Below are 19,945 nucleotides of genomic sequence, written 5' to 3'. Positions count from 1 at the left end.
CATGGCAACACTCGAACTTAAACAGATCCGTAAAACCTACCCGAAAGCGGAGCAAGAAACCTTAAAGGGTATCGACATTAACATTGATTCAGGCGAGTTCCTGATCTTGGTTGGGCCTTCGGGTTGCGGTAAATCGACCTTGATGAACACCATTGCTGGATTGGAAAATATCAGTTCTGGTGAGATTGTTATCGACGGTAATGATGTCTCAGAGGTTGAACCGAAAGACCGTGATATTGCGATGGTATTCCAATCCTATGCGCTTTACCCAAATATGACGGTTCGCGGCAATATCGAGTTTGGTCTGAAGATCCGCAAGATGCCTAAGGCTGAGATAGATGCAGAAGTTGAGCGAGTTGCAACCATGCTGCAAATTGATCATCTGTTAGACCGTAAACCTTCACAGCTTTCGGGTGGTCAGCGTCAACGTGTCGCAATGGGGCGCGCACTGGCCCGCCGCCCTAAGCTATATCTGTTTGATGAACCGTTATCGAATCTTGATGCGAAACTTCGCGTAGAGATGCGCCATCAGATTAAGCGCCTTCATCAACAGCTTAAAACGACCATCGTGTACGTGACCCACGACCAGATTGAAGCGATGACTCTCGCCGACCGTATTGCAGTTATGAAGGATGGTGAACTTCAGCAGCTAGGCACTCCGCAAGAGATTTACAACAAGCCAACCAATATGTTTGTCGCCGGTTTTATGGGGTCACCGTCGATGAACTTCATCAAAACTATGGTCGATCTGGATGCGCAGGATAACCCTGTGATCAAAGTGAAGGGCAGCAACGGTCAAGAACATCACATTAGTTTACCGGCATCAATGCGTGAGCAAGATGGACGAGAGATCGTTATTGGGCTTCGTCCAGAACACATTACAGATAGCGAGAATGTGGATTCACAAGCAAGCACCAAGCTTGATCTGATGCTGGAAGTTTTGGAGCCAACGGGTCCAGATACGATTGCGATGATCAAAGTCAACGAGCAAGAAGTCGCGTGTCGTCTTTCTCCTGAGTTTGATGTGGTCGCAGGTCAAGTGGCACCTTTGCACTTTGACCTCTCTAAAGCGGTGTTCTTTGATGCAACAACAGAGAAACGCATCGACTTTCATTAATGATTAATTTGTTAACAATATTGTTAGAAAAATGCACATAGTCAACTATGCTTAGAGCTATAGCATGAAGAAGCTTCGTGCACATTTGAGGGGAGATGGGCGATTTCGTCTCCTTATTGCCCGTCGAATCTCTAGTAACAAAAATGGCAGCCCAAGGGCTGCCATTTGTTTTTTATAATGAGTCTTTGTTAAATATGTGTAAATTCACCCGTTGTGATAAATATGATGGGTGGAAATCCACCCATTTTTATAAAAAAGTGTGATTTAAAAACAGGTGGCAGTCGGGACGTTTTTATTAAACTTATGATTTATAGATGTTTTTATGATTAATTGAAAGTTGGCTTAGTTATTGCCCTTATAGAAATATCAACACCCAGTGATGGGGTTGTTCATTTAACAAGGAGAATAATAATGTTCAAGCCATTGACTCTACTATCTGCATCGATTCTTGCTGTGACCAGTTTCAACGCTGCGGCTAACTGTGATCCAGGTGAAACAGTGATTAAATTCAGTCACGTAACGAATACAGATAAGCACCCGAAAGGTATCGCGGCTTCATTACTTGAAAAACGTGTTAATGAAGAGATGAACGGTAAAGTGTGTCTTCAGGTATTCCCGAACTCAACTCTGTATGATGATGACAAAGTTCTAGAAGCTCTTCTTAACGGTGACGTGCAACTTGCTGCCCCTTCTCTATCAAAGTTTGAAAAGTTCACCAAGAAGTACCGTATTTTCGACCTACCATTCCTATTTGAAGATGTAGAAGCGGTTGACCGTTTCCAAAACTCAGAAGCGGGTGAGAAGCTGAAAAATGCGATGAAACGTCGCGGTCTTCAAGGTCTAGCGTTCTGGCACAACGGCATGAAACAGATGTCTGCGAACAAGCCACTTATCACTCCTGAAGATGCAAAAGGTCTGAAATTCCGCGTGCAAGCATCCGATGTTCTTGTTGCTCAGTTTGAGCAATTAGGCGGTAACCCGCAGAAAATGTCATTCAAAGAAGTTTACGGTGGTCTACAAACTAAAGTTATTGATGGTCAAGAAAACACTTGGTCTAACATCTACGGTAAAAAATTCTTCGAAGTTCAAGACGGTATCACTGAAACAAACCACGGTATTCTTGATTACCTAGTCGTTACGTCAAACGATTTCTGGAAAGGTCTACCAGAAGACCAACGTCAGCAGCTTGCGACAATCATTGAAGAAGTGACGATTGAGCGTAATGCTGAATCTTCGCGTGTCGACCTTGCGAACAAAAATAACATCATTGAAGCGGGTGGTGTCGTTCGTACCTTGACTGCCGAAGAGCGCCAACAGTGGGTAACTGCGCTTCAGCCAGTATGGAAGAAGTTCGAGAAAGATATCGGCTCTGACCTGATCGAAGCGGCTATCGCATCAAATAAATAATAACAATTTCCCCTAACCTTTGGCCCTCTTAGTATCTCTTTCTTCTCGGGATATATCGGGAAGAGGGCCTTTCTTTTCTTTTGAGAAAGTGAAGTAACTTATGGAACAGTCTATTTTTGCCAGAATTGGCAGGGTGACAGACGCAATTGAGGAAACTCTGATCGCGTTCTTCTTGGGTGCGATGACCATGCTCACCTTTGCCAATGTAGTATTTCGCTACGTATTTAATGACAACATCTTGTGGGCACTTGAGCTAACCGTGTTCATGTTCGCTTGGATGGTACTCGTCGGGGCATCATACGGCGTGAAAAAACATTTTCACATTGGTGTTGATGTTGTTATTAACCTAGCGCCAGACCATCTGCGTAAAGTTTATGCGCTGATCGCTGCGGCATCCTGTTTGGCTTTTTCAATCTTGCTGCTTATTGGCTCTTGGAACTACTGGTACCCGTTCGCAACTGAACGTGCATGGTATGAAACCGACGATATTCCGATGCCGGAAATGTTGCAGTTTTTGGCTGACTGGTTGAATGAAGGTGAGCGTTACGAAAAATTACCTCGATTCATTCCGTACATGGCACTGCCTATAGGTATGGCGTTACTCACTTTCCGCTTTGTTCAAGTTACGTTGCAAATTATTACTGGCAAGTTGGATCGTCTCATCGCAGGTCACGAGGCTGAAGAAGAGCTCGAAGCTCTGAAAGAGGAACTCAAAGACGCTGGAGAAGCAATGGAACCTAAAAGTAATAATAACCAGAGCAAGGAGGGCTAAGCCATGGAAATTCTATTCTTATTCATCATGGTGATTGGCTTTATGCTTGTGGGTGTGCCAATCGCTATTTCCCTTGGTTTATCGAGCATTATTTTCCTGATGATGCACTCTGATGCGTCACTGGCTTCCGTTGCTCAGACCTTATTTAATGCCTTTGCTGGCCACTATACGCTACTCGCGATTCCATTCTTCATTCTTGCCTCTAGTTTTATGTCTACGGGTGGGGTTGCTAAACGTATTATCCGTTTCGCTATTGCCATGGTCGGTTGGTTCCGTGGTGGTCTCGCCATGGCATCGGTTGTTGCGTGTATGATGTTTGCAGCCCTGTCTGGTTCATCGCCTGCGACAGTTGTTGCCATCGGTAGTATTGTTATCGCGGGTATGATTAAAAACGGCTACTCAAAAGAGTTCGCGGCTGGGGTTATCTGTAATGCAGGTACGCTGGGTATTTTGATCCCGCCTTCTATCGTGATGGTGGTTTACGCAGCGGCGACGGATGTATCGGTTGGTCGTATGTTCCTAGGTGGCGTGATCCCAGGTCTTCTGGCTGGGGTGATGTTGATGATTGCCATCTACATCGCTGCGCGTGTTAAGAACCTTCCAAAACAGCCATTTGTCGGTTGGAAGGAGATGTTTGATTCAGCAAAAGATGCGAGCTGGGGTTTATTACTGGTCGTTATTATCCTAGGCGGTATTTACGGTGGGGTATTTACGCCAACGGAAGCGGCTGCCGTGGCTGCGGTTTACTCGTTCTTAATCGCGAACTTTATCTACAAGGATATGGGGCCATTTGCAGATAAGGAAAATACCAAACCAGCATTGGTAAAAATCGTGCAGGCGTTTGTGCATAAAGATACTAAACACACGCTTTACGAAGCAGGTAAGTTGACTATCATGCTGCTGTTTATCATTGCAAACGCACTGATCCTTAAGCACGTACTGACCGAAGAGCGCATTCCTCAGATGATTACGGAATCGATGCTATCTGCTGGTCTTGGTCCGATTACCTTCCTGATTGTGGTCAACCTACTGCTGTTGATTGGCGGTCAGTTTATGGAACCATCGGGTCTACTTATCATCGTTGCACCTCTGGTGTTCCCAATAGCTATTGCACTAGGCATTGACCCGATTCACCTAGGTATCATGATGGTCGTGAACATGGAGATAGGGATGATCACGCCGCCCGTTGGTCTCAACCTGTTTGTTACCGCAGGGGTCGCTAAGATGTCGATGATGCAAGTGGTGAAAGCCGCCTTGCCTTGGGTAGGGGTGATGTTCTTATTCCTGATTATCGTGACTTATGTTCCTTGGGTGTCAACGTGGTTACCAACCACCTTGATGGGCCCTGAAATCATCACCAAATAACGGAACTAAAAAAGAAGGCCCCGAATAACTCGTTATCCGGGGCTTTGTTGTTAGGACAGTGGATGAACTAAATTCTTAGCTCATTTGTATCAGTTCCTTTTGATGCATCTAACTTAACGCTTTCAATCTGAATATAAAATGAACCGCTTATTCACCTTTATAGTTACTTTTATCCAAACCGTATTTTTGCATCTTGTCATATAGAGTTTTACGCGCGAGTTGTAACCTATCCATGGTTTGCTTAATACTGCCATGACACTGGTTAAGTGCTTGTTCAATAACACTCTTTTCAAATTCCGCAATTTGTTCGGCGAGACTCATCTCTCGGCTTGCGAACGCAGACTCTGAATCAAATTGAGTTAATCTTCCCAATAGTACAAAACGTTCGGCGGCATTTCTCAGTTCGCGAACGTTTCCCGGCCAATCGTGCGTCATCAGTTGATGAATCTGCTGAGTTTCGATAGCTGGTGCGGACTTACCATAGCGTGAAGCGGCAACCAGCAAAAAGTGATGAAATAGCGTCGGAATATCTTCCTTGCGCTGCCTGAGCGGAGGAAGCTCTAGAGTGACCACATTCAGTCGATAGTAGAGATCTTCGCGAAATGAGCCCTCAGCCGCCGCCTGTTTTAAATCGACCTTAGTCGCGGCAATGACGCGAATATCAATAGGAACCAGTTCGTTGGAGCCCACACGCTCAATGACCCTCTCTTGCAAAACCCGCAACAAACGAATCTGCGCTTGAAGGGGCATCGATTCAATTTCATCGAGAAAAAGTGTACCGCCTTGGGCATGTTCGAATTTACCCACTCGTTTTGAGTCTGCACCAGTAAAAGCGCCTTTCTCGTGGCCGTACAGTTCACTTTCAATCAAGTTTTCTGGTACAGCACCACAGTTGATCGCTACGAAGTTATTGTCGCGCCGAGAGCTTTGCTCGTGAATAGAACGGGCAAACAGCTCTTTACCTGTGCCGGTCTCGCCAAACAGCAAGATGTCCGCATTGGTGTCTGCAATATGGACGATGGTATCGCGGAGGAGTTGAATGGAAGGGGTGTCACCGATGATGCGTGGACCCAGCGCTTGACTCGCTTTAAGGCTGCGTTTTAATTCTTGGTTTTCTAAAGTGAGTTCGCGTTTTTCCAACGCACGTCTGGTGGTATCGATCAAACGATCAATTGGGAAGGGCTTCTCAATAAAGTCATACGCGCCATTGCGTAGGGCATTAACTGCCATCGAGATATCGCCATGTCCCGTTATCAGAATGACCGGAATGTTTTCGTCTTGGTGCAGTATGCTGGATAAAATATTTTCGCCAGACAAACCCGGTAAGCAGATATCGGTGATGACGACTTTCGGTAGACCGTCACTTTTTATCGCCAATAGAGCATCTTCAGCGTTAGCAAAAAAACGGGCACTGATATCCTCCAGCTCGAAACTCTGTTCGATCGCTAGGCGAATATCGCTTTCATCATCAATGAAGATAACATCGTACATCTTAATTCCTTGATTAGGCATCGACAGGGAGAGTGATTACAAATCGGGCGCCTCCCAGAGGCGAGTCCGCGACGTCGAGTTCCCCTCCCATCGCTTGGGTGATCTGTTGTGAAATTGATAGCCCCAATCCAAGTCCATTCTTCTTAGTGGTATAGAAAGGCTCAAACAGTTGATGTTGCTCACTATAAGCGATACCGGGTCCATTATCATCGACAAAAATGTGCAGTTGGTGATTGGACACCGAGGTCGAGATCTTAATTCTGCGTTTCTCTTGTTCCTCGACCGCTTGGATTGCATTGGTAACAAGGTTGATTAGTACTTGCTCAAATTGTATTGGGTTGACTTCAACAGCGGGCAATATTTCGTCAAGTTCAAGAATTAGCTCAACCTGTTTGGCCTTACACTGTGGAGAGAGTAACTCTTTCGCCGACCAAATCAGTGGCTTCACGTCCAGTTTGCTCACATCATTACTGTCACTTTTACGGGCGAAAGTGCGCAGCTGGTTACTGATTTTTGCCATGCGCTCCGTCAGAGCGGAAATGCGTGAGAGATTATCATCGACTCGATCGTAACTTTCTCTCTCCAAAAACCGTCGACCATTGTCAGCAAAGCTGCGTATTGCTGCGAGGGGATTATTGAGCTCGTGACTGATACTGGCTGACATTTGCCCCAATACCGCTAATTTAGCTGCCTGAATTAGCTCATTTTGTGTTTGGCGTAGCACTTGTTCTGTTTTGCTTCTTTCACTGATTTCAGCTTGAAGTTCAGAGGTTCGTTCCATAACAAGAAACTCAAGCTTCTGCTTCGCTTCCGACTGTAACTGTTCGAATTGACGCTTTTTGAGTTGACGCTGGTGTACCAGTGCAAACGAGAGGTACGCAATGACGAACATTAAACTGATTATGAGCGAGTAACTCAGCACTGACCACAACAGGGTCACTTTAGAGGTGAGGACACGCAGAGTTAAGCTGTGTTTATCCAATGAACGAGATGAAACGAGATAGTCGTTCTCAAATCCGGGTAGGTTTGGGTTCCTCAGTTCGGAATGTTCCTGAGTTAGATCGCCCACCAGACCAAATGAGCGAATCGGTGTATCCAGATATTGGCGACTGTTAAGGATGGACTGACGAGCTGATTCTGAGAGCGTGGTTAGACTCTTAAACAGCCAGTCATCGTTGCTTGACATAAAAATTACGTTATTGGCGTCTGTAGCAACAAAGATATTGTTCTTGTCTTGCCAGTTAGCTTCAATCGCAGTTAAATCCATTTTAATGACGATCACGCCGATGATCTCGGCCGCATAAGTGACTGGGTGTGAAAAGTAATAACCACGCTGTTTTGAGCTAGAACCGAGCGCAAAGTATTGGCTAGGCTTACCGAGAATCGCGTCGGAGAAATAGGGACGCCAAGCATAGTTTCGACCGATAAAGGATCGTTCTAGGTCCCAGTTACTCGATGCGATAGTATTGCCAAACTCGTCGAGCAGATAGGCGTCAGTCGACTGGATGGTTTGGTTGATGTGCTGCAAATAACGGTTGGTCAGATCGATTTGGGCGGAGTTATTAGGCGACTGAAGTGCAGAAACTAGCTCACTATCTTTAGCAATCAATTGTGGCAGGTGCGCGTATTTGTCCAATTTGCTGGAGATGAACTCAGCAAAGCGTTCGAGCTGTTCCTTATGCGTTACGATAAGGTGGTTTTCGCTTGAATTCCAAATCCAACTAGAGCCACCTATGATCGCAATTACGTACAGAACAAGCAGAGAGAACTTACCCCGTCGATACGTCAACATCTTAATCCTTGCCAAACTACATCACTCCGCCATAGCGTAAATGTTTTTGTTACAAATGTGTTTACTCATCATGATAAATTGAGTGATAAAACCGGACTTAGATCGACTTTTAATCTTTAATCAAAAAAAAACGTTAGTTTCCATTGAAAAAGGCATTAATGTCCCCATTTCTGGAAACAAAGACTGCTTTATTGGTGTTTTTTTTAGCAGTTAAGTGAGTTTTTAGGGTAATCCCGCAGCGATCGTAGGGTTCGGCTCGACAGCTAACGATCTGCTCGGTAGAATGCTGCGTCTGAATTTTATCTTGAGGCTAATCAGAGATACCTTTACCGAATATCCTTCGAAAAGATATCACTCATTAGTCCGACAATTGGCTTGTTCGATTGTCGATACTCGGTTTATAAAAGAGTACTCATAGAGTACAAACAAGGATGGGTTCTGTCCGAAAGAGGATAGGGCACATAAGCTCAGTTTTCTGAGCCAGTTTTGAGGTTAATGAATAATGCAAGTTACTGTTGAAACGCTAGAGGGCCTAGAGCGCCGTCTAAACATTACTGTTCCTGCTGCAAACATCGAAGATGCTGTAACAGCGGAACTACGCAACATCGCAAAAAACCGTCGTTTCGATGGTTTCCGTAAAGGCAAAGTGCCTCTAAAAATGGTTGCGAAGATGTACGGCAAAGCAGTACGTCAAGACGTAATGGGTGAAGTAATGCAACGTCACTTCATCGAAGCGATCGTTAAAGAGAAGATCAACCCAGCAGGCGCACCTACTTTCGCTCCAGTTGAAGTTAAAGAAGGCGAAGATCTAGTATTTAACGCGACTTTTGAAGTTTACCCAGAAGTTGAGCTTAAAGGTCTAGAGAACATCACTGTTGAAAAACCAGCAACAGAAGTTCAAGACGCAGATGTTGAAGAGATGATCGACACTCTACGCAAACAACAAGCAACTTGGGTTGTAGTTGAAGAAGCGGCTGAAGACGGCAAACGTGCAACAATCGATTTCGTAGGCTCTATCGACGGTGAAGAGTTCGAAGGCGGTAAAGCTGAAAACTTCCCACTAGAAATGGGTGCTGGTCGCATGATCCCTGGTTTTGAAGACGGTATCGCAGGTAAGACTGCTGGTATGGAATTCGACATCGACGTGACTTTCCCAGAAGATTACCACGCAGAAAACCTAAAAGGTAAAGCGGCTAAGTTTGCAATCAAAGTAAACAAAGTTGAAGCTCGTGAGCTTCCAGAGCTAAACGACGAGTTCGTTGCTAAGTTCGGCGTTGCTGAAGGTGGCGTTGACGCTCTTAAAGCTGAAGTGCGTAAGAACATGGAGCGTGAGCTTAAGCAAGCTGTTAAGAACCGCATCAAAGAGCAAGCTATCGACGGTCTAGTGAAAGAGAACGAAATCGACGTACCAGCAGCTCTAATCGACCAAGAAATTGGTGCTCTACGTCAGCAAGCTGCACAGCGTTTCGGTGGCAACCCAGAAGCGGCTGCTCAACTTCCACGTGAGCTGTTCGAAGAGCAAGCTAAGCGTCGCGTAGTTGTAGGTCTTCTACTAGGTGAAGTCATCAAGTCTGAAGAGCTAAAAGCGGACGACGAGAAAGTGAAAGCGCTTATCGAAGAGATGGCGACTGCTTACGAAGATCCAGCTGAAGTTGTTGCTTACTACGAGCAAAACGAGCAAATGATGAACAACATGCGTAACGTTGCTCTAGAAGAACAAGCGATCGACGCTATCATCGCTAAAGCACAGGTTACTGAAAAAACGGTTAGCTTTAACGAGCTAATGAACCAACAGCCTGCGTAATAAGCAATATATTGCTTAGAAGGTTGACTTCGCGTTAACTATTCTGCTAACAATGGTCCGTATGATAATTATCATCCGGGCCATTTATTTTAGGGACATAAGAATATGAGCTACCAAGAAAAAAATGCAATGTCGCCAATTCTAGACGCGCTAGTACCGATGGTGGTTGAACAAACTTCCCGTGGTGAACGTTCTTACGATATCTACTCTCGTTTGCTAAAAGAACGTGTTATTTTTTTAACTGGTCAAGTAGAAGATCACATGGCAAATCTTGTCGTGGCACAGCTACTTTTCCTCGAATCAGAAAATCCTGACAAAGATATCTTCCTTTATATAAACTCTCCGGGTGGCAGCGTAACTGCGGGTATGTCAATCTACGACACTATGCAGTTTATTAAACCAAACGTGAGCACAGTATGTATGGGACAAGCGTGTTCAATGGGTGCATTCCTACTTGCTGGTGGTGCGCCAGGTAAACGTTATGTATTGCCTAACTCGCGTGTAATGATTCACCAACCGCTAGGTGGTTTCCAAGGCCAAGCTTCGGATATTCAAATTCATGCTCAAGAGATTCTAACGATCAAAGAGAAGTTAAACAGACTTCTTGCAGAGCATACAGGTCAGCCTCTAGAAGTGATTGAGCGCGATACTGATCGTGATAACTTCATGGCGGCTGAACAAGCAGTAGAGTATGGCTTAGTTGACGCGGTTCTGACTCATCGCGGTGAATAACTAGCAACATTGGTATATATTGATATACACTCAAGTCATATGAGTAAAGGCTAAGAGGTTAGCGAATGACAGATAAAAGCAAAGAGAGCGGTAGTAGTAAGCTTCTTTACTGCTCTTTCTGCGGTAAAAGCCAGCACGAAGTTCGCAAGCTAATCGCTGGTCCATCAGTCTATATTTGTGATGAATGTGTCGACTTATGTAACGACATCATTCGTGAAGAAATTAAGGATGTTCTCCCTAAGAAGCAGTCTGAGGCGCTACCAGTGCCAAGAGACATTCGTGAACACCTTGACGACTATGTGATTGGACAAGATTACGCTAAGAAAGTGTTAGCAGTAGCCGTTTATAACCACTATAAGCGTTTACGTAACGGAGATACAACGAGCGAAGGTGTTGAACTAGGTAAGAGTAATATTTTGCTTATCGGTCCAACGGGTAGTGGTAAAACGCTACTGGCTGAAACACTGGCTCGTTTCCTAGATGTACCGTTCACTATGGCCGATGCAACGACGCTGACTGAAGCGGGTTACGTTGGTGAAGATGTAGAAAACATCATCCAGAAACTTCTGCAAAAATGTGATTACGACGTAGCGAAAGCTGAGCGTGGTATCGTGTACATCGATGAAATCGATAAGATTTCTCGTAAAGCTGAAAACCCATCTATTACACGAGATGTATCGGGTGAGGGCGTTCAGCAGGCGCTATTGAAGCTTATTGAAGGTACGGTTGCATCGGTTCCACCTCAAGGTGGTCGTAAGCACCCTCAACAAGAGTTCCTACAAGTAGATACATCTAAGATTCTATTTATTTGTGGTGGCGCTTTTGCTGGCCTAGATAAAGTGATTGAACAACGTGTAGCGACAGGTACGGGTATCGGTTTTGGAGCGGAAGTCCGTTCTAAAGACGAAACTAAGACTGTCGGCGAGCTGTTTACTCAGGTAGAACCGGAAGACTTAGTGAAATATGGTTTGATCCCTGAGTTTATTGGTCGTTTACCAGTAACAACAACGTTGACAGAACTGGATGAAGAAGCACTGATTCAAATTCTGTGTGAGCCGAAGAATGCGCTGACAAAACAGTATGCAGCACTATTCGAGCTTGAAAACTCAGAACTTGAGTTCCGTGAAGATGCACTGCGTGCGATTGCTAAGAAAGCAATGGAGCGTAAGACGGGTGCTCGTGGTCTGCGTTCGATTCTAGAAAGCGTGCTACTTGAGACCATGTACGAACTACCATCGATGAAAGATGTTAGTAAGGTTGTGATTGATGAGTCGGTAATTAAGGGTGAGTCTGAACCACTGCTTATTTACAGCAACTCAGATAATCAAGCTGCTGGTGCAGAATCATAATCTGATTCACAGAAATTGAAGTAGATAGAAAGGGGGTAATCAATTACTCCCTTTTTTTTATTCTTTCATTGAATCCAACCAATTAGCCCCCATATACTGCTCATAGGACTAAGCGGAAGAGAGAAGAATATGAACTTGGAACGTTCCGAACGTATCGAGATCCCCGTACTACCTCTAAGAGATGTAGTCGTTTACCCGCATATGGTAATTCCATTGTTTGTTGGTCGTGAAAAATCTATTGCTTGCTTAGAAGCAGCAATGGACAACAACAAACAAGTATTATTGGTAGCGCAGAAAGAAGCGGATACCGATGAACCGACTCAAGGCGATATGTTTGATGTTGGTACCGTTGCGACCATCCTTCAACTACTAAAGCTGCCAGATGGTACTGTTAAAGTACTCGTTGAAGGCCAGCAGCGCGCGCGCATTAACCACTTTATTGAAAACGAATTTTTCTATGCTGATGCTGAGTATCTCACGACTGCTGAGTTAGATGAGCGTGAGCAGGAAGTCATTGTCCGCAGTGCAATTAACCAGTTTGAAGGCTTCATTAAGCTCAACAAGAAGATTCCACCAGAAGTGCTGACATCTCTGAATGGTATCGATGAAGCCGCACGTCTTGCGGATACCATTGCAGCCCATATGCCTCTGAAATTGGCAGACAAGCAAGTTGTTCTTGAGTTACTTGACGTTACAGAACGTTTAGAGTTCCTGATGGGGCAGATGGAATCAGAAATCGATCTGTTGCAAGTTGAAAAACGCATTCGTACCCGCGTTAAGAAGCAGATGGAAAAATCTCAGCGCGAGTACTACCTGAATGAGCAAATGAAAGCTATTCAGAAAGAGCTTGGTGAAAGTGAAGATGGTGTTGATGAGTTTGAAACTCTGAAACAGAAAATTATCGATTCTAAGATGCCTCAAGAAGCGCGCGAGAAGACAGAACAAGAGCTACAAAAGCTCAAGATGATGTCTCCGATGTCGGCAGAAGCCACGGTTGTTCGTGGTTATATCGACTGGATGCTAGGGGTGCCTTGGAACAAACGAACTAAGGTGAAGAAGAACCTTGCTAAAGCAGAAGAGATCCTTAACGAAGACCACTATGGATTAGAGCGCGTTAAAGAGCGCATTCTTGAGTACTTAGCGGTGCAAAACCGTATTAACAAACTCAAGGGCCCTATCTTGTGTCTAGTGGGGCCTCCTGGTGTGGGTAAAACTTCCCTAGGCCGCTCAATCGCAGCAGCTACTGGTCGACAATATACACGAATGGCACTTGGCGGCGTACGTGATGAAGCGGAAATCCGTGGTCATCGCCGTACTTACATCGGTTCAATGCCTGGCAAGCTAATTCAAAAAATGTCGAAAGTTGGTGTGAAGAACCCATTGTTCCTTCTCGATGAAATCGACAAGATGTCTTCAGACATGCGTGGTGACCCATCATCGGCGCTATTGGAAGTATTGGACCCTGAGCAAAATAACGCATTCAATGACCATTACCTCGAAGTCGATTACGACCTGTCTGATGTGATGTTCGTTGCAACGTCTAACTCGATGAATATTCCAGGTCCTCTATTGGATCGTATGGAAGTGATCCGTCTGTCGGGTTACACAGAAGATGAAAAACTCAACATTGCTAAACGCCACTTGGTCGACAAGCAGATCAAGCGTAACGGCCTAAAAGCCAACGAGATTACCATTGAAGACTCAGCAATCATTGGCATTATTCGTTACTACACCCGTGAAGCGGGCGTTCGTAGCCTAGAGCGTGAGATCTCAAAAATCTGTCGTAAAGCAGTGAAAAACATCTTGCTCAACAGTGAGCTTAAAACCGTTACCGTCAACATGGACAACCTCAAAGAATACTTAGGGGTTCAACGTCATGACTACGGCAAAGCAGACGATAGCAACCGCATCGGTCAAGTGACTGGCTTGGCGTGGACTGAAGTCGGTGGTGACCTGCTGACGATCGAAACGCAATCAATGCCAGGCAAAGGCAAGCTAACTCAGACGGGTTCTCTTGGTGATGTCATGCAGGAATCCATTCAGGCTGCAATGACAGTGGTGCGTTCTCGCGCAGAAGCTTTGGGTATTAACTCTGACTTCTATGAGAAGCGTGATATTCACGTTCACGTACCAGAGGGTGCAACGCCGAAAGATGGCCCTAGTGCTGGTATTGCGATGTGTACAGCGCTAGTGTCGAGCTTGACGGGTAACCCTGTAAAAGCAGAAGTCGCGATGACAGGTGAAATTACCCTTCGTGGTGAAGTTTTACCAATCGGTGGTCTTAAAGAGAAGCTCCTAGCAGCGCACCGTGGCGGCATCAAAACAGTGCTGATTCCTAAAGATAATGAGCGTGATTTGGAGGAAATTCCTGACAATGTTATCGCCGATCTTAAGGTCATTCCGGTACAGTGGATTGATGAAGTATTGAAAGTTGCGTTAGAAAAAGAGCCTTCAGGCGTGGAGTTTGCTGCCGCAAAATAGTGATGTGCAGCAAAAATAAGTAAAAGATTACGCTGATAAGCACAAAAATGCTTGTCAGCGTTTTTTTTGGACGCTAACGTTATCGACGATAGCTGCGAGCCTTGAAAAATAAGGGTTTGTCGCAAATTTGAAATGAAATGGAACGTATAGCTGCCATAAAAATATAAACAGGCAGCGCAAAGGGGAATCACAGTGAATAAAACACAATTAGTAGAAAAAATCGCAGAAAATGCAGATCTATCTAAAGCGTCTGCAGGTCGTGCTCTAGATGCATTCATCGAAGCAGTTGGTGAAACTCTTCAATCTGGTGATCAAGTTGCTCTAGTTGGCTTTGGTACTTTCAGTGTTCGTACTCGTGCAGCACGTACAGGCCGTAACCCTAAGACTGGTGAAGAGATTCAAATTGCAGAAGCTAAAGTTCCTGCATTCAAAGCTGGTAAAGCTCTTAAAGATTCTTGCAACTAATAAAAAATCGCCACTTGAGGTGATTTTTTAGAACCTTTTTAAATTATGCGCATCATACTGATGCGCATTTCTTTTTCTGGTATTATCGCGCTATTCAATTTTTTATTTATGAAATGTGCCGAACTCACGGATTTAAAGTGGGCTTATGTACGGCACATAAGCGGAGAGTAGTTTAAGTATGATGGACCGATTACGCGAAGGCGTTAACAGCATCGCGGTTAAAATTATCCTAGGGCTTATCATCCTATCGTTCGTATTTGCAGGTGTTGGTAGTTACATTGTAGGTGGCTCAAATAACTCTGCGGCGAAAGTAGGCAATGTTGAAATTGGTCGTGGTGAGTTCGAACAGGCTTACCAAAACGAACGTAATCGTATGCAAGCTCAGCTTGGTGATTACTTCTCAAATCTATTGGCTGACCCAAGCTATGTAGAGTCTTTCCGTAAATCAGTTCTTGATCGTATGGTCAATGACTTGCTTCTAGAGCAACACGCAGAGTCGCTAGGGCTGCGCGTAAGCGACACTCAAGTTCGTACCATGATTCTAGAAATGCCTCAGTTCCAAGTTGATGGCAAATTTGATCAAGAAATTTACCAGGCTGCGCTACGTCGAGCTGGCTTCTCAGCAGATAGCTTTGCAGAATATTTACGCCGTGACCTAGTGCGTAATCAACTGATGACCGCAATTCAAGGTAGTGATTTCTCATTGCCGGGTGAAGTAGAAGCGCAAAGCAAGTTACTGACCCAAACTCGTGATATCAAAAAGGTTACCCTTTCTCTGGCAGACTTTGCGGCTAAAGCAGAGTTATCAGAAGAAGAGATCAACGAATATTACCAACTAAACCCTGAGCGTTATACGCGCCCAGAGCAAGTTAAAGTAGCTTACGTAGAATTATCAGCTCAAAAGCTAAAAGAAAACATTGAGATTTCTGACGAGCAAGCTGAAAAATACTATCAAGAGCACATCGATAAATACTCTTCAGAAGAGCAGCGTCGTGTAAGTCATATCCTAATTGAGGGTGATGATGAAGCTAAAGCGCAAGCCATCCTAGATGAGCTTAATGCAGGTGCGGATTTTGCTGCACTGGCTGAAGAGAAATCTGATGACTTCGGTAGTGCATCTGAAGGCGGTTCTTTGGGTTGGATCGAACGTGATGTGATGGATCCTTCATTCGAAGAAGCTGCGTTTGCGCTTAAAAATGTGGGTGATATGACAGGTCTTGTTAAATCAGACTTTGGCTACCACATCATTAAACTTGATGAGCTCAAAGATTCAGTTGCGAAATCGTACCAAGAAGTTGCAGAGGAAGTTAAACAAGAGCTACGAGACCAGCAAGCCGTTGATCAATACTATGCGCTTCAAAGTGAACTAGAGAAAGTGGCGTTTGAGTATCCGGATTCACTAGATGAAGCTGCGAAAGCAATCAGCGCTAAGATCGAGACAACAGACTTTATCTCTCAAGTAGACGCTCCTGAGCTTTTGAATGCCCCTGCGGTATTACAAGCGATTGTAAGTCCTGAAGTGAAAGAAGATGGTCTCAACTCAGAAGTGATTGAAGTTGCCCCTGAGCATGTCGTTGTTGTCCGTGTTGAAGATAGCCGCAATGAAACGGTTCTACCGTTGGAGCAAGTTCGTGCTGACGTTACTAAGTCACTTGCCAATGTGAAAGGCGAGCAAGCCGCTATCGAACTCGCTCAAAACCTAGTTGCTGAACTTAAGCAAGGTAAGCAAGAGCTATTGGCTGAGAGTGGTTTGTCATTCGGTGAGATGGAAACACTAGATCGCAGTTCACCATTTGCAGACGTTGTTTTCTCAATGGCGAAACCTGTCGATGGCGAAAAAGAGTTTGCTCAGGCGAAAGACCTCAATGGTGATGTGGTCGTGGTTGAGCTTGTTAATGTCGCATCAAAGTTTGACCCGCAATACAACCAGCAGATTGGTGCACAACTGACACAAGTGAATGCTCAGCAAGACCTTTCTGGCTTGATCAGTATCCTGCGCAAGACTATCGATATCGAATATTACATTGTGACGCAATAATCAGCTCAAATGTAATTGATATATCTATATTAACGGACTGCATCAGCAGTCCGTTTTGTTTTAATGTTTACACGGTTTTCTTTTGGTGATGAGTGGTTAGTCTGGGCCTGCACATAAGTAAACAAGGAAACTAAAATGTTAAAACAACTACTGCTAGTTACTCTTCTACTATCATTTCCTGCCATCACCCAAGCTGAAGACGCTAGCACCGATGCCAAGTATCAAGGTATCGAGATCACGGTGAACATCAACCAAGCCAGTGCGGAGGAGCTCGCCGACCTGTTGTTAGGCATCGGATTGGCGAAGGCTCAGGCAATCGTCGAGTTCCGTCAGCTCAATGGTCACTTCACAAGTGCCGAGGATCTCGAGAAAGTCAAAGGTATTGGTGCTGCAATTGTGGCGCAGAACCGAGACCGAATTAAGCTATAAACTGATTGGAGAGCGCCTTGGCGCTCTTTTTTACGCATACGACAAATCCTGCCTAGAACCTGTGGGCATTTCCCTCTATAATTCCACGCCGAAACAAGGTCAACGAGTCGAACGTTGATCAGAAAACAACACGGAGTAAAACATGTCGTCTCATACACCGGTAGTAACCGTTGATGGACCAAGTGGTGCCGGCAAGGGCACACTTTGTATGCTGCTTGCAAAAAAACTAGGGTTTCATTTACTAGACTCTGGCGCTATCTATCGTGTCTTAGCTCTAGCTGCAATTCATCATGGCGTTGATCTTGAATCGGAAGATGCGCTGGTTCCTTTGGCGACCCATTTGGATGTACAGTTTGTGGCTGAAGGCGAGCTGGTCAAGGTTATCCTTGAAGGCGAAGATGTTTCTCGTGAACTGCGTAAAGAAGAAACGGGCATGGCTGCATCAAAGGTCGCTGCTTTACCGCGTGTTCGCGAAGCCCTTTTGCGTCGTCAGCGTGCTTTTGCGGAAGGTCAAGGTTTGGTGGCTGATGGTCGTGACATGGGGACGGTTGTTTTCCCTCAAGCTGAAGTGAAAATCTTTCTGGACGCAAGTGCTGAAGAGCGAGCAAGTCGCCGTCTTAAACAGTTGCAAGGCAAGGGGTTAGATGTTAAATTTGACGACCTTTTAAGCGAGATCCAAGAGCGTGACGACCGAGATCGTAACCGCCCAGTAGCGCCATTACGCCCTGCTGAGGATGCGCTTTTGCTAGATTCTACTGCGATGAGTATCGACGAAGTGGTAGAAAAGGCACTACAATATATCGAATCTAAGCTAGTAGCCTAGGCTGCTAGGTAAGAACGTTGGTCGCAAGGATGATGACCGGCGAAGTTAATAACCCCATGTGGTAGGACACCCGTGGACGTTTAATTTATTGAAGATTAAATAATGACTGAATCTTTTGCTCAACTCTTTGAAGAGTTTCTAAACGAGACTGAATTCCAACAAGGTACTATCGTTAAAGGTACTGTAGTAGCTATCGAGAACGGTTTTGTTCTTGTTGACGCTGGCCTTAAGTCTGAGTCTGCTATCCCTGCTGAACAGTTCAAGAACGCTGCTGGCGAACTTGAAGTTGAAGTTGGTTCTGAAGTAGACGTGGCTCTAGACGCTGTAGAAGACGGTTTCGGTGAAACTCAACTTTCTCGTGAGAAAGCGAAGCGTCACGAAGCTTGGATCGTACTTGAGAAAGCTTGTGAAGAAGCTGAAACTGTTGTTGGTATCATCAACGGTAAAGTTAAAGGCGGTTTCACTGTTGAACTAAACGGTATCCGTGCTTTCCTTCCAGGTTCACTAGTAGACGTGCGTCCAATCCGCGATACTGCTCACCTAGAAAACAAAGAGCTAGAGTTCAAAGTTATCAAACTTGACCAGAAGCGTAACAACGTAGTTGTTTCTCGTCGTGCAGTTATCGAATCTGAGAACAGCGTTGAGCGTGATGAGCTTCTAGAGACTCTACAAGAAGGCGCAGAAGTTAAAGGTATCGTTAAGAACCTTACTGACTACGGTGCGTTCGTAGATCTAGGCGGTGTTGACGGTCTTCTACACATCACTGACATGGCTTGGAAGCGCGTTAAGCACCCTTCTGAGATCGTTAACGTTGGTGACGAGATCCAAGTTAAAGTTCTTAAGTTCGACCGTGACCGTACTCGCGTATCACTAGGTCTTAAGCAACTAGGCGAAGATCCATGGGTAGCAATCGCTAAGCGTTACCCAGAAGGTCACAAACTATCTGGTCGCGTTACTAACCTAACTGACTACGGCTGTTTCGTTGAAATCGAAGAAGGCGTTGAAGGTCTAGTACACGTTTCTGAAATGGATTGGACTAACAAGAACATCCACCCATCTAAAGTTGTTAATGTTGGCGACGAAGTTGAGGTTATGGTTCTTGAAATCGACGAAGAGCGTCGTCGTATCTCTCTAGGTCTGAAACAGTGTAAAGCTAACCCATGGCAATCTTTCGCTGAAGCGCAAGCTAAAGGCGACAAAGTTACTGGTAAGATCAAGTCTATCACTGACTTCGGTATCTTCATCGGTCTAGACGGCGGCATCGACGGTCTAGTTCACCTATCTGACATTTCTTGGAATGTTGCTGGTGAAGAAGCTGTACGTGAGTACAAGAAAGGCGACGAAATCTCTGCAGTAGTTCTAGCAGTAGACGCAGAGCGTGAGCGCATCTCTCTAGGCGTTAAGCAAATGGAAAATGACCCATTCAATGCTTACGTTTCTGAGAAGAAGAAAGGTGTACTAGTTAACGGTACTGTTACTGCAGTAGACGCTAAAGGTGCAACTATCGAACTTGAAGAAGGCGTAGAAGGTTACATCCGCGCTTCTGAAGTTTCTCGCGACCGCGTAGAAGACGCTACTCTAATCCTAAGTGTTGGTGACAGTGTTGAAGCTAAGTTCACAGGTGTAGACCGTAAGAACCGCGTAATCAACCTATCTATCAAAGCTAAAGATGAAGCTGAAGAGCAAGAAGCAATGGCTACACTGAACAGCGCTGATGAAGCGGCATTCGGTAACGCTATGGCTGACGCTTTCAAAGCAGCTAAAGGCGAATAATTAGTCGCTTTTAAGAAAAAGGAGCCGAAAGGCTAATGCCGATCAGTTAAGAGATAAATGATCGGTTGAACGATCCTGCAGATGGCTTATAAAGGCTCTAAGTTTCT

At 45.0% G+C, this 19,945-nt stretch carries 15 protein-coding genes; 13 read left to right on the top strand and 2 right to left on the bottom strand.

Annotation, left to right across the window (positions count from 1 at the left end; translation table 11 throughout):
• The first annotated feature begins 1 nt into the window (after position 1).
• The 4 genes from ACQEXT_RS18610 (at position 2) to ACQEXT_RS18595 (ending at position 4,661) form a co-directional block, all read left to right on the top strand.
• A complete protein-coding gene (locus tag ACQEXT_RS18610) occupies positions 2–1,117 on the top strand; it encodes an ABC transporter ATP-binding protein (RefSeq protein ID WP_138970772.1) in 1,116 nt (371 codons plus the stop codon).
• Between the two features lie 411 nt (positions 1,118–1,528).
• Positions 1,529–2,524 carry a TRAP transporter substrate-binding protein gene (locus ACQEXT_RS18605; RefSeq protein ID WP_426953164.1) on the top strand — a complete coding sequence of 332 codons (996 nt, stop codon included), beginning with the start codon at positions 1,529–1,531 and terminating at the stop codon, positions 2,522–2,524.
• A gap of 100 nt (positions 2,525–2,624) precedes the next feature.
• The gene (locus ACQEXT_RS18600) at positions 2,625–3,296 is read left to right on the top strand and encodes a TRAP transporter small permease (RefSeq protein WP_331417512.1); all 672 of its coding nucleotides are present in this window, start codon (positions 2,625–2,627) and stop codon (positions 3,294–3,296) included.
• Positions 3,297–3,299: 3 nt separating this feature from the next.
• Positions 3,300–4,661 carry a TRAP transporter large permease gene (locus ACQEXT_RS18595; RefSeq protein WP_426953163.1) on the top strand — a complete coding sequence of 454 codons (1,362 nt, stop codon included), beginning with the start codon at positions 3,300–3,302 and terminating at the stop codon, positions 4,659–4,661.
• Between the two features lie 147 nt (positions 4,662–4,808).
• On the opposite strand, the gene ACQEXT_RS18590 is transcribed toward ACQEXT_RS18595, so the two are convergent.
• Both ACQEXT_RS18590 and ACQEXT_RS18585 read right to left on the bottom strand, forming a co-directional pair.
• On the bottom strand, positions 4,809–6,152 hold the full coding sequence (locus tag ACQEXT_RS18590; RefSeq protein ID WP_138970768.1) for a sigma-54-dependent transcriptional regulator: 1,344 nt from the start codon (positions 6,150–6,152) through the stop codon (positions 4,809–4,811).
• A 13-nt stretch (positions 6,153–6,165) separates the two neighbouring features.
• Entirely contained in the window at positions 6,166–7,944 is a 1,779-nt protein-coding gene (locus ACQEXT_RS18585; protein WP_426953162.1) for a sensor histidine kinase, read from the bottom strand.
• 502 nt (positions 7,945–8,446) lie between these two features.
• Here ACQEXT_RS18585 and tig point away from each other — a divergent pair.
• The 9 genes from tig to rpsA all read left to right on the top strand — a co-directional run bounded on the left by tig (position 8,447) and on the right by rpsA (position 19,838).
• On the top strand, positions 8,447–9,748 hold the full coding sequence (gene tig / locus ACQEXT_RS18580) for a trigger factor (RefSeq protein WP_426953161.1): 1,302 nt from the start codon (positions 8,447–8,449) through the stop codon (positions 9,746–9,748).
• A 105-nt stretch (positions 9,749–9,853) separates the two neighbouring features.
• Complete coding sequence (gene clpP / locus ACQEXT_RS18575) at positions 9,854–10,480, top strand: ATP-dependent Clp endopeptidase proteolytic subunit ClpP (protein ID WP_138970765.1); 627 nt, start codon at positions 9,854–9,856, stop codon at positions 10,478–10,480.
• A 65-nt stretch (positions 10,481–10,545) separates the two neighbouring features.
• Positions 10,546–11,829 carry an ATP-dependent protease ATP-binding subunit ClpX gene (gene clpX / locus ACQEXT_RS18570; RefSeq protein WP_138970764.1) on the top strand — a complete coding sequence of 428 codons (1,284 nt, stop codon included), beginning with the start codon at positions 10,546–10,548 and terminating at the stop codon, positions 11,827–11,829.
• Positions 11,830–11,958: 129 nt separating this feature from the next.
• Entirely contained in the window at positions 11,959–14,310 is a 2,352-nt protein-coding gene (gene lon / locus ACQEXT_RS18565; protein ID WP_269376067.1) for an endopeptidase La, read from the top strand.
• A gap of 186 nt (positions 14,311–14,496) precedes the next feature.
• The gene (locus ACQEXT_RS18560; protein WP_269376233.1) at positions 14,497–14,775 is read left to right on the top strand and encodes an HU family DNA-binding protein; all 279 of its coding nucleotides are present in this window, start codon (positions 14,497–14,499) and stop codon (positions 14,773–14,775) included.
• A 178-nt stretch (positions 14,776–14,953) separates the two neighbouring features.
• Positions 14,954–16,813 (top strand): peptidylprolyl isomerase, encoded by a 1,860-nt coding sequence (gene ppiD, locus ACQEXT_RS18555; RefSeq protein ID WP_138970762.1) that lies wholly within the window; start codon positions 14,954–14,956, stop codon positions 16,811–16,813.
• A 135-nt stretch (positions 16,814–16,948) separates the two neighbouring features.
• The gene (locus ACQEXT_RS18550; protein WP_138970761.1) at positions 16,949–17,242 is read left to right on the top strand and encodes a ComEA family DNA-binding protein; all 294 of its coding nucleotides are present in this window, start codon (positions 16,949–16,951) and stop codon (positions 17,240–17,242) included.
• A 142-nt stretch (positions 17,243–17,384) separates the two neighbouring features.
• Complete coding sequence (cmk, locus tag ACQEXT_RS18545) at positions 17,385–18,065, top strand: (d)CMP kinase (RefSeq protein ID WP_426953160.1); 681 nt, start codon at positions 17,385–17,387, stop codon at positions 18,063–18,065.
• Between the two features lie 102 nt (positions 18,066–18,167).
• Positions 18,168–19,838, top strand: coding sequence for a 30S ribosomal protein S1 (gene rpsA, locus ACQEXT_RS18540; protein ID WP_138970759.1), 1,671 nt, complete (start codon positions 18,168–18,170; stop codon positions 19,836–19,838).
• Positions 19,839–19,945: the final 107 nt, after the last annotated feature.

It is taken from the genome of Vibrio sp. TRT 29B02, from assembly GCF_050113655.1.
Taxonomy (GTDB): domain Bacteria; phylum Pseudomonadota; class Gammaproteobacteria; order Enterobacterales; family Vibrionaceae; genus Vibrio.
This window is presented reverse-complemented; position numbering and strand designations above follow the sequence as displayed.

Excerpts from the sequence above, each read along its gene's own strand:
- ACQEXT_RS18610 (WP_138970772.1), top strand. The coding sequence starts at position 2 with ATGGCAACACTCGAACTTAAACAGATCCGTAAAACCTACCCGAAAGCG.
- ACQEXT_RS18605 (WP_426953164.1), top strand. The coding sequence starts at position 1,529 with ATGTTCAAGCCATTGACTCTACTATCTGCATCGATTCTTGCTGTGACC.
- ACQEXT_RS18600 (WP_331417512.1), top strand. The coding sequence starts at position 2,625 with ATGGAACAGTCTATTTTTGCCAGAATTGGCAGGGTGACAGACGCAATT.
- ACQEXT_RS18595 (WP_426953163.1), top strand. The coding sequence starts at position 3,300 with ATGGAAATTCTATTCTTATTCATCATGGTGATTGGCTTTATGCTTGTG.
- ACQEXT_RS18590 (WP_138970768.1), bottom strand. The coding sequence starts at position 6,152 with ATGTACGATGTTATCTTCATTGATGATGAAAGCGATATTCGCCTAGCG.
- ACQEXT_RS18585 (WP_426953162.1), bottom strand. The coding sequence starts at position 7,944 with ATGTTGACGTATCGACGGGGTAAGTTCTCTCTGCTTGTTCTGTACGTA.
- tig (WP_426953161.1), top strand. The coding sequence starts at position 8,447 with ATGCAAGTTACTGTTGAAACGCTAGAGGGCCTAGAGCGCCGTCTAAAC.
- clpP (WP_138970765.1), top strand. The coding sequence starts at position 9,854 with ATGAGCTACCAAGAAAAAAATGCAATGTCGCCAATTCTAGACGCGCTA.
- clpX (WP_138970764.1), top strand. The coding sequence starts at position 10,546 with ATGACAGATAAAAGCAAAGAGAGCGGTAGTAGTAAGCTTCTTTACTGC.
- lon (WP_269376067.1), top strand. The coding sequence starts at position 11,959 with ATGAACTTGGAACGTTCCGAACGTATCGAGATCCCCGTACTACCTCTA.
- ppiD (WP_138970762.1), top strand. The coding sequence starts at position 14,954 with ATGATGGACCGATTACGCGAAGGCGTTAACAGCATCGCGGTTAAAATT.
- ACQEXT_RS18550 (WP_138970761.1), top strand. The coding sequence starts at position 16,949 with ATGTTAAAACAACTACTGCTAGTTACTCTTCTACTATCATTTCCTGCC.
- cmk (WP_426953160.1), top strand. The coding sequence starts at position 17,385 with ATGTCGTCTCATACACCGGTAGTAACCGTTGATGGACCAAGTGGTGCC.
- rpsA (WP_138970759.1), top strand. The coding sequence starts at position 18,168 with ATGACTGAATCTTTTGCTCAACTCTTTGAAGAGTTTCTAAACGAGACT.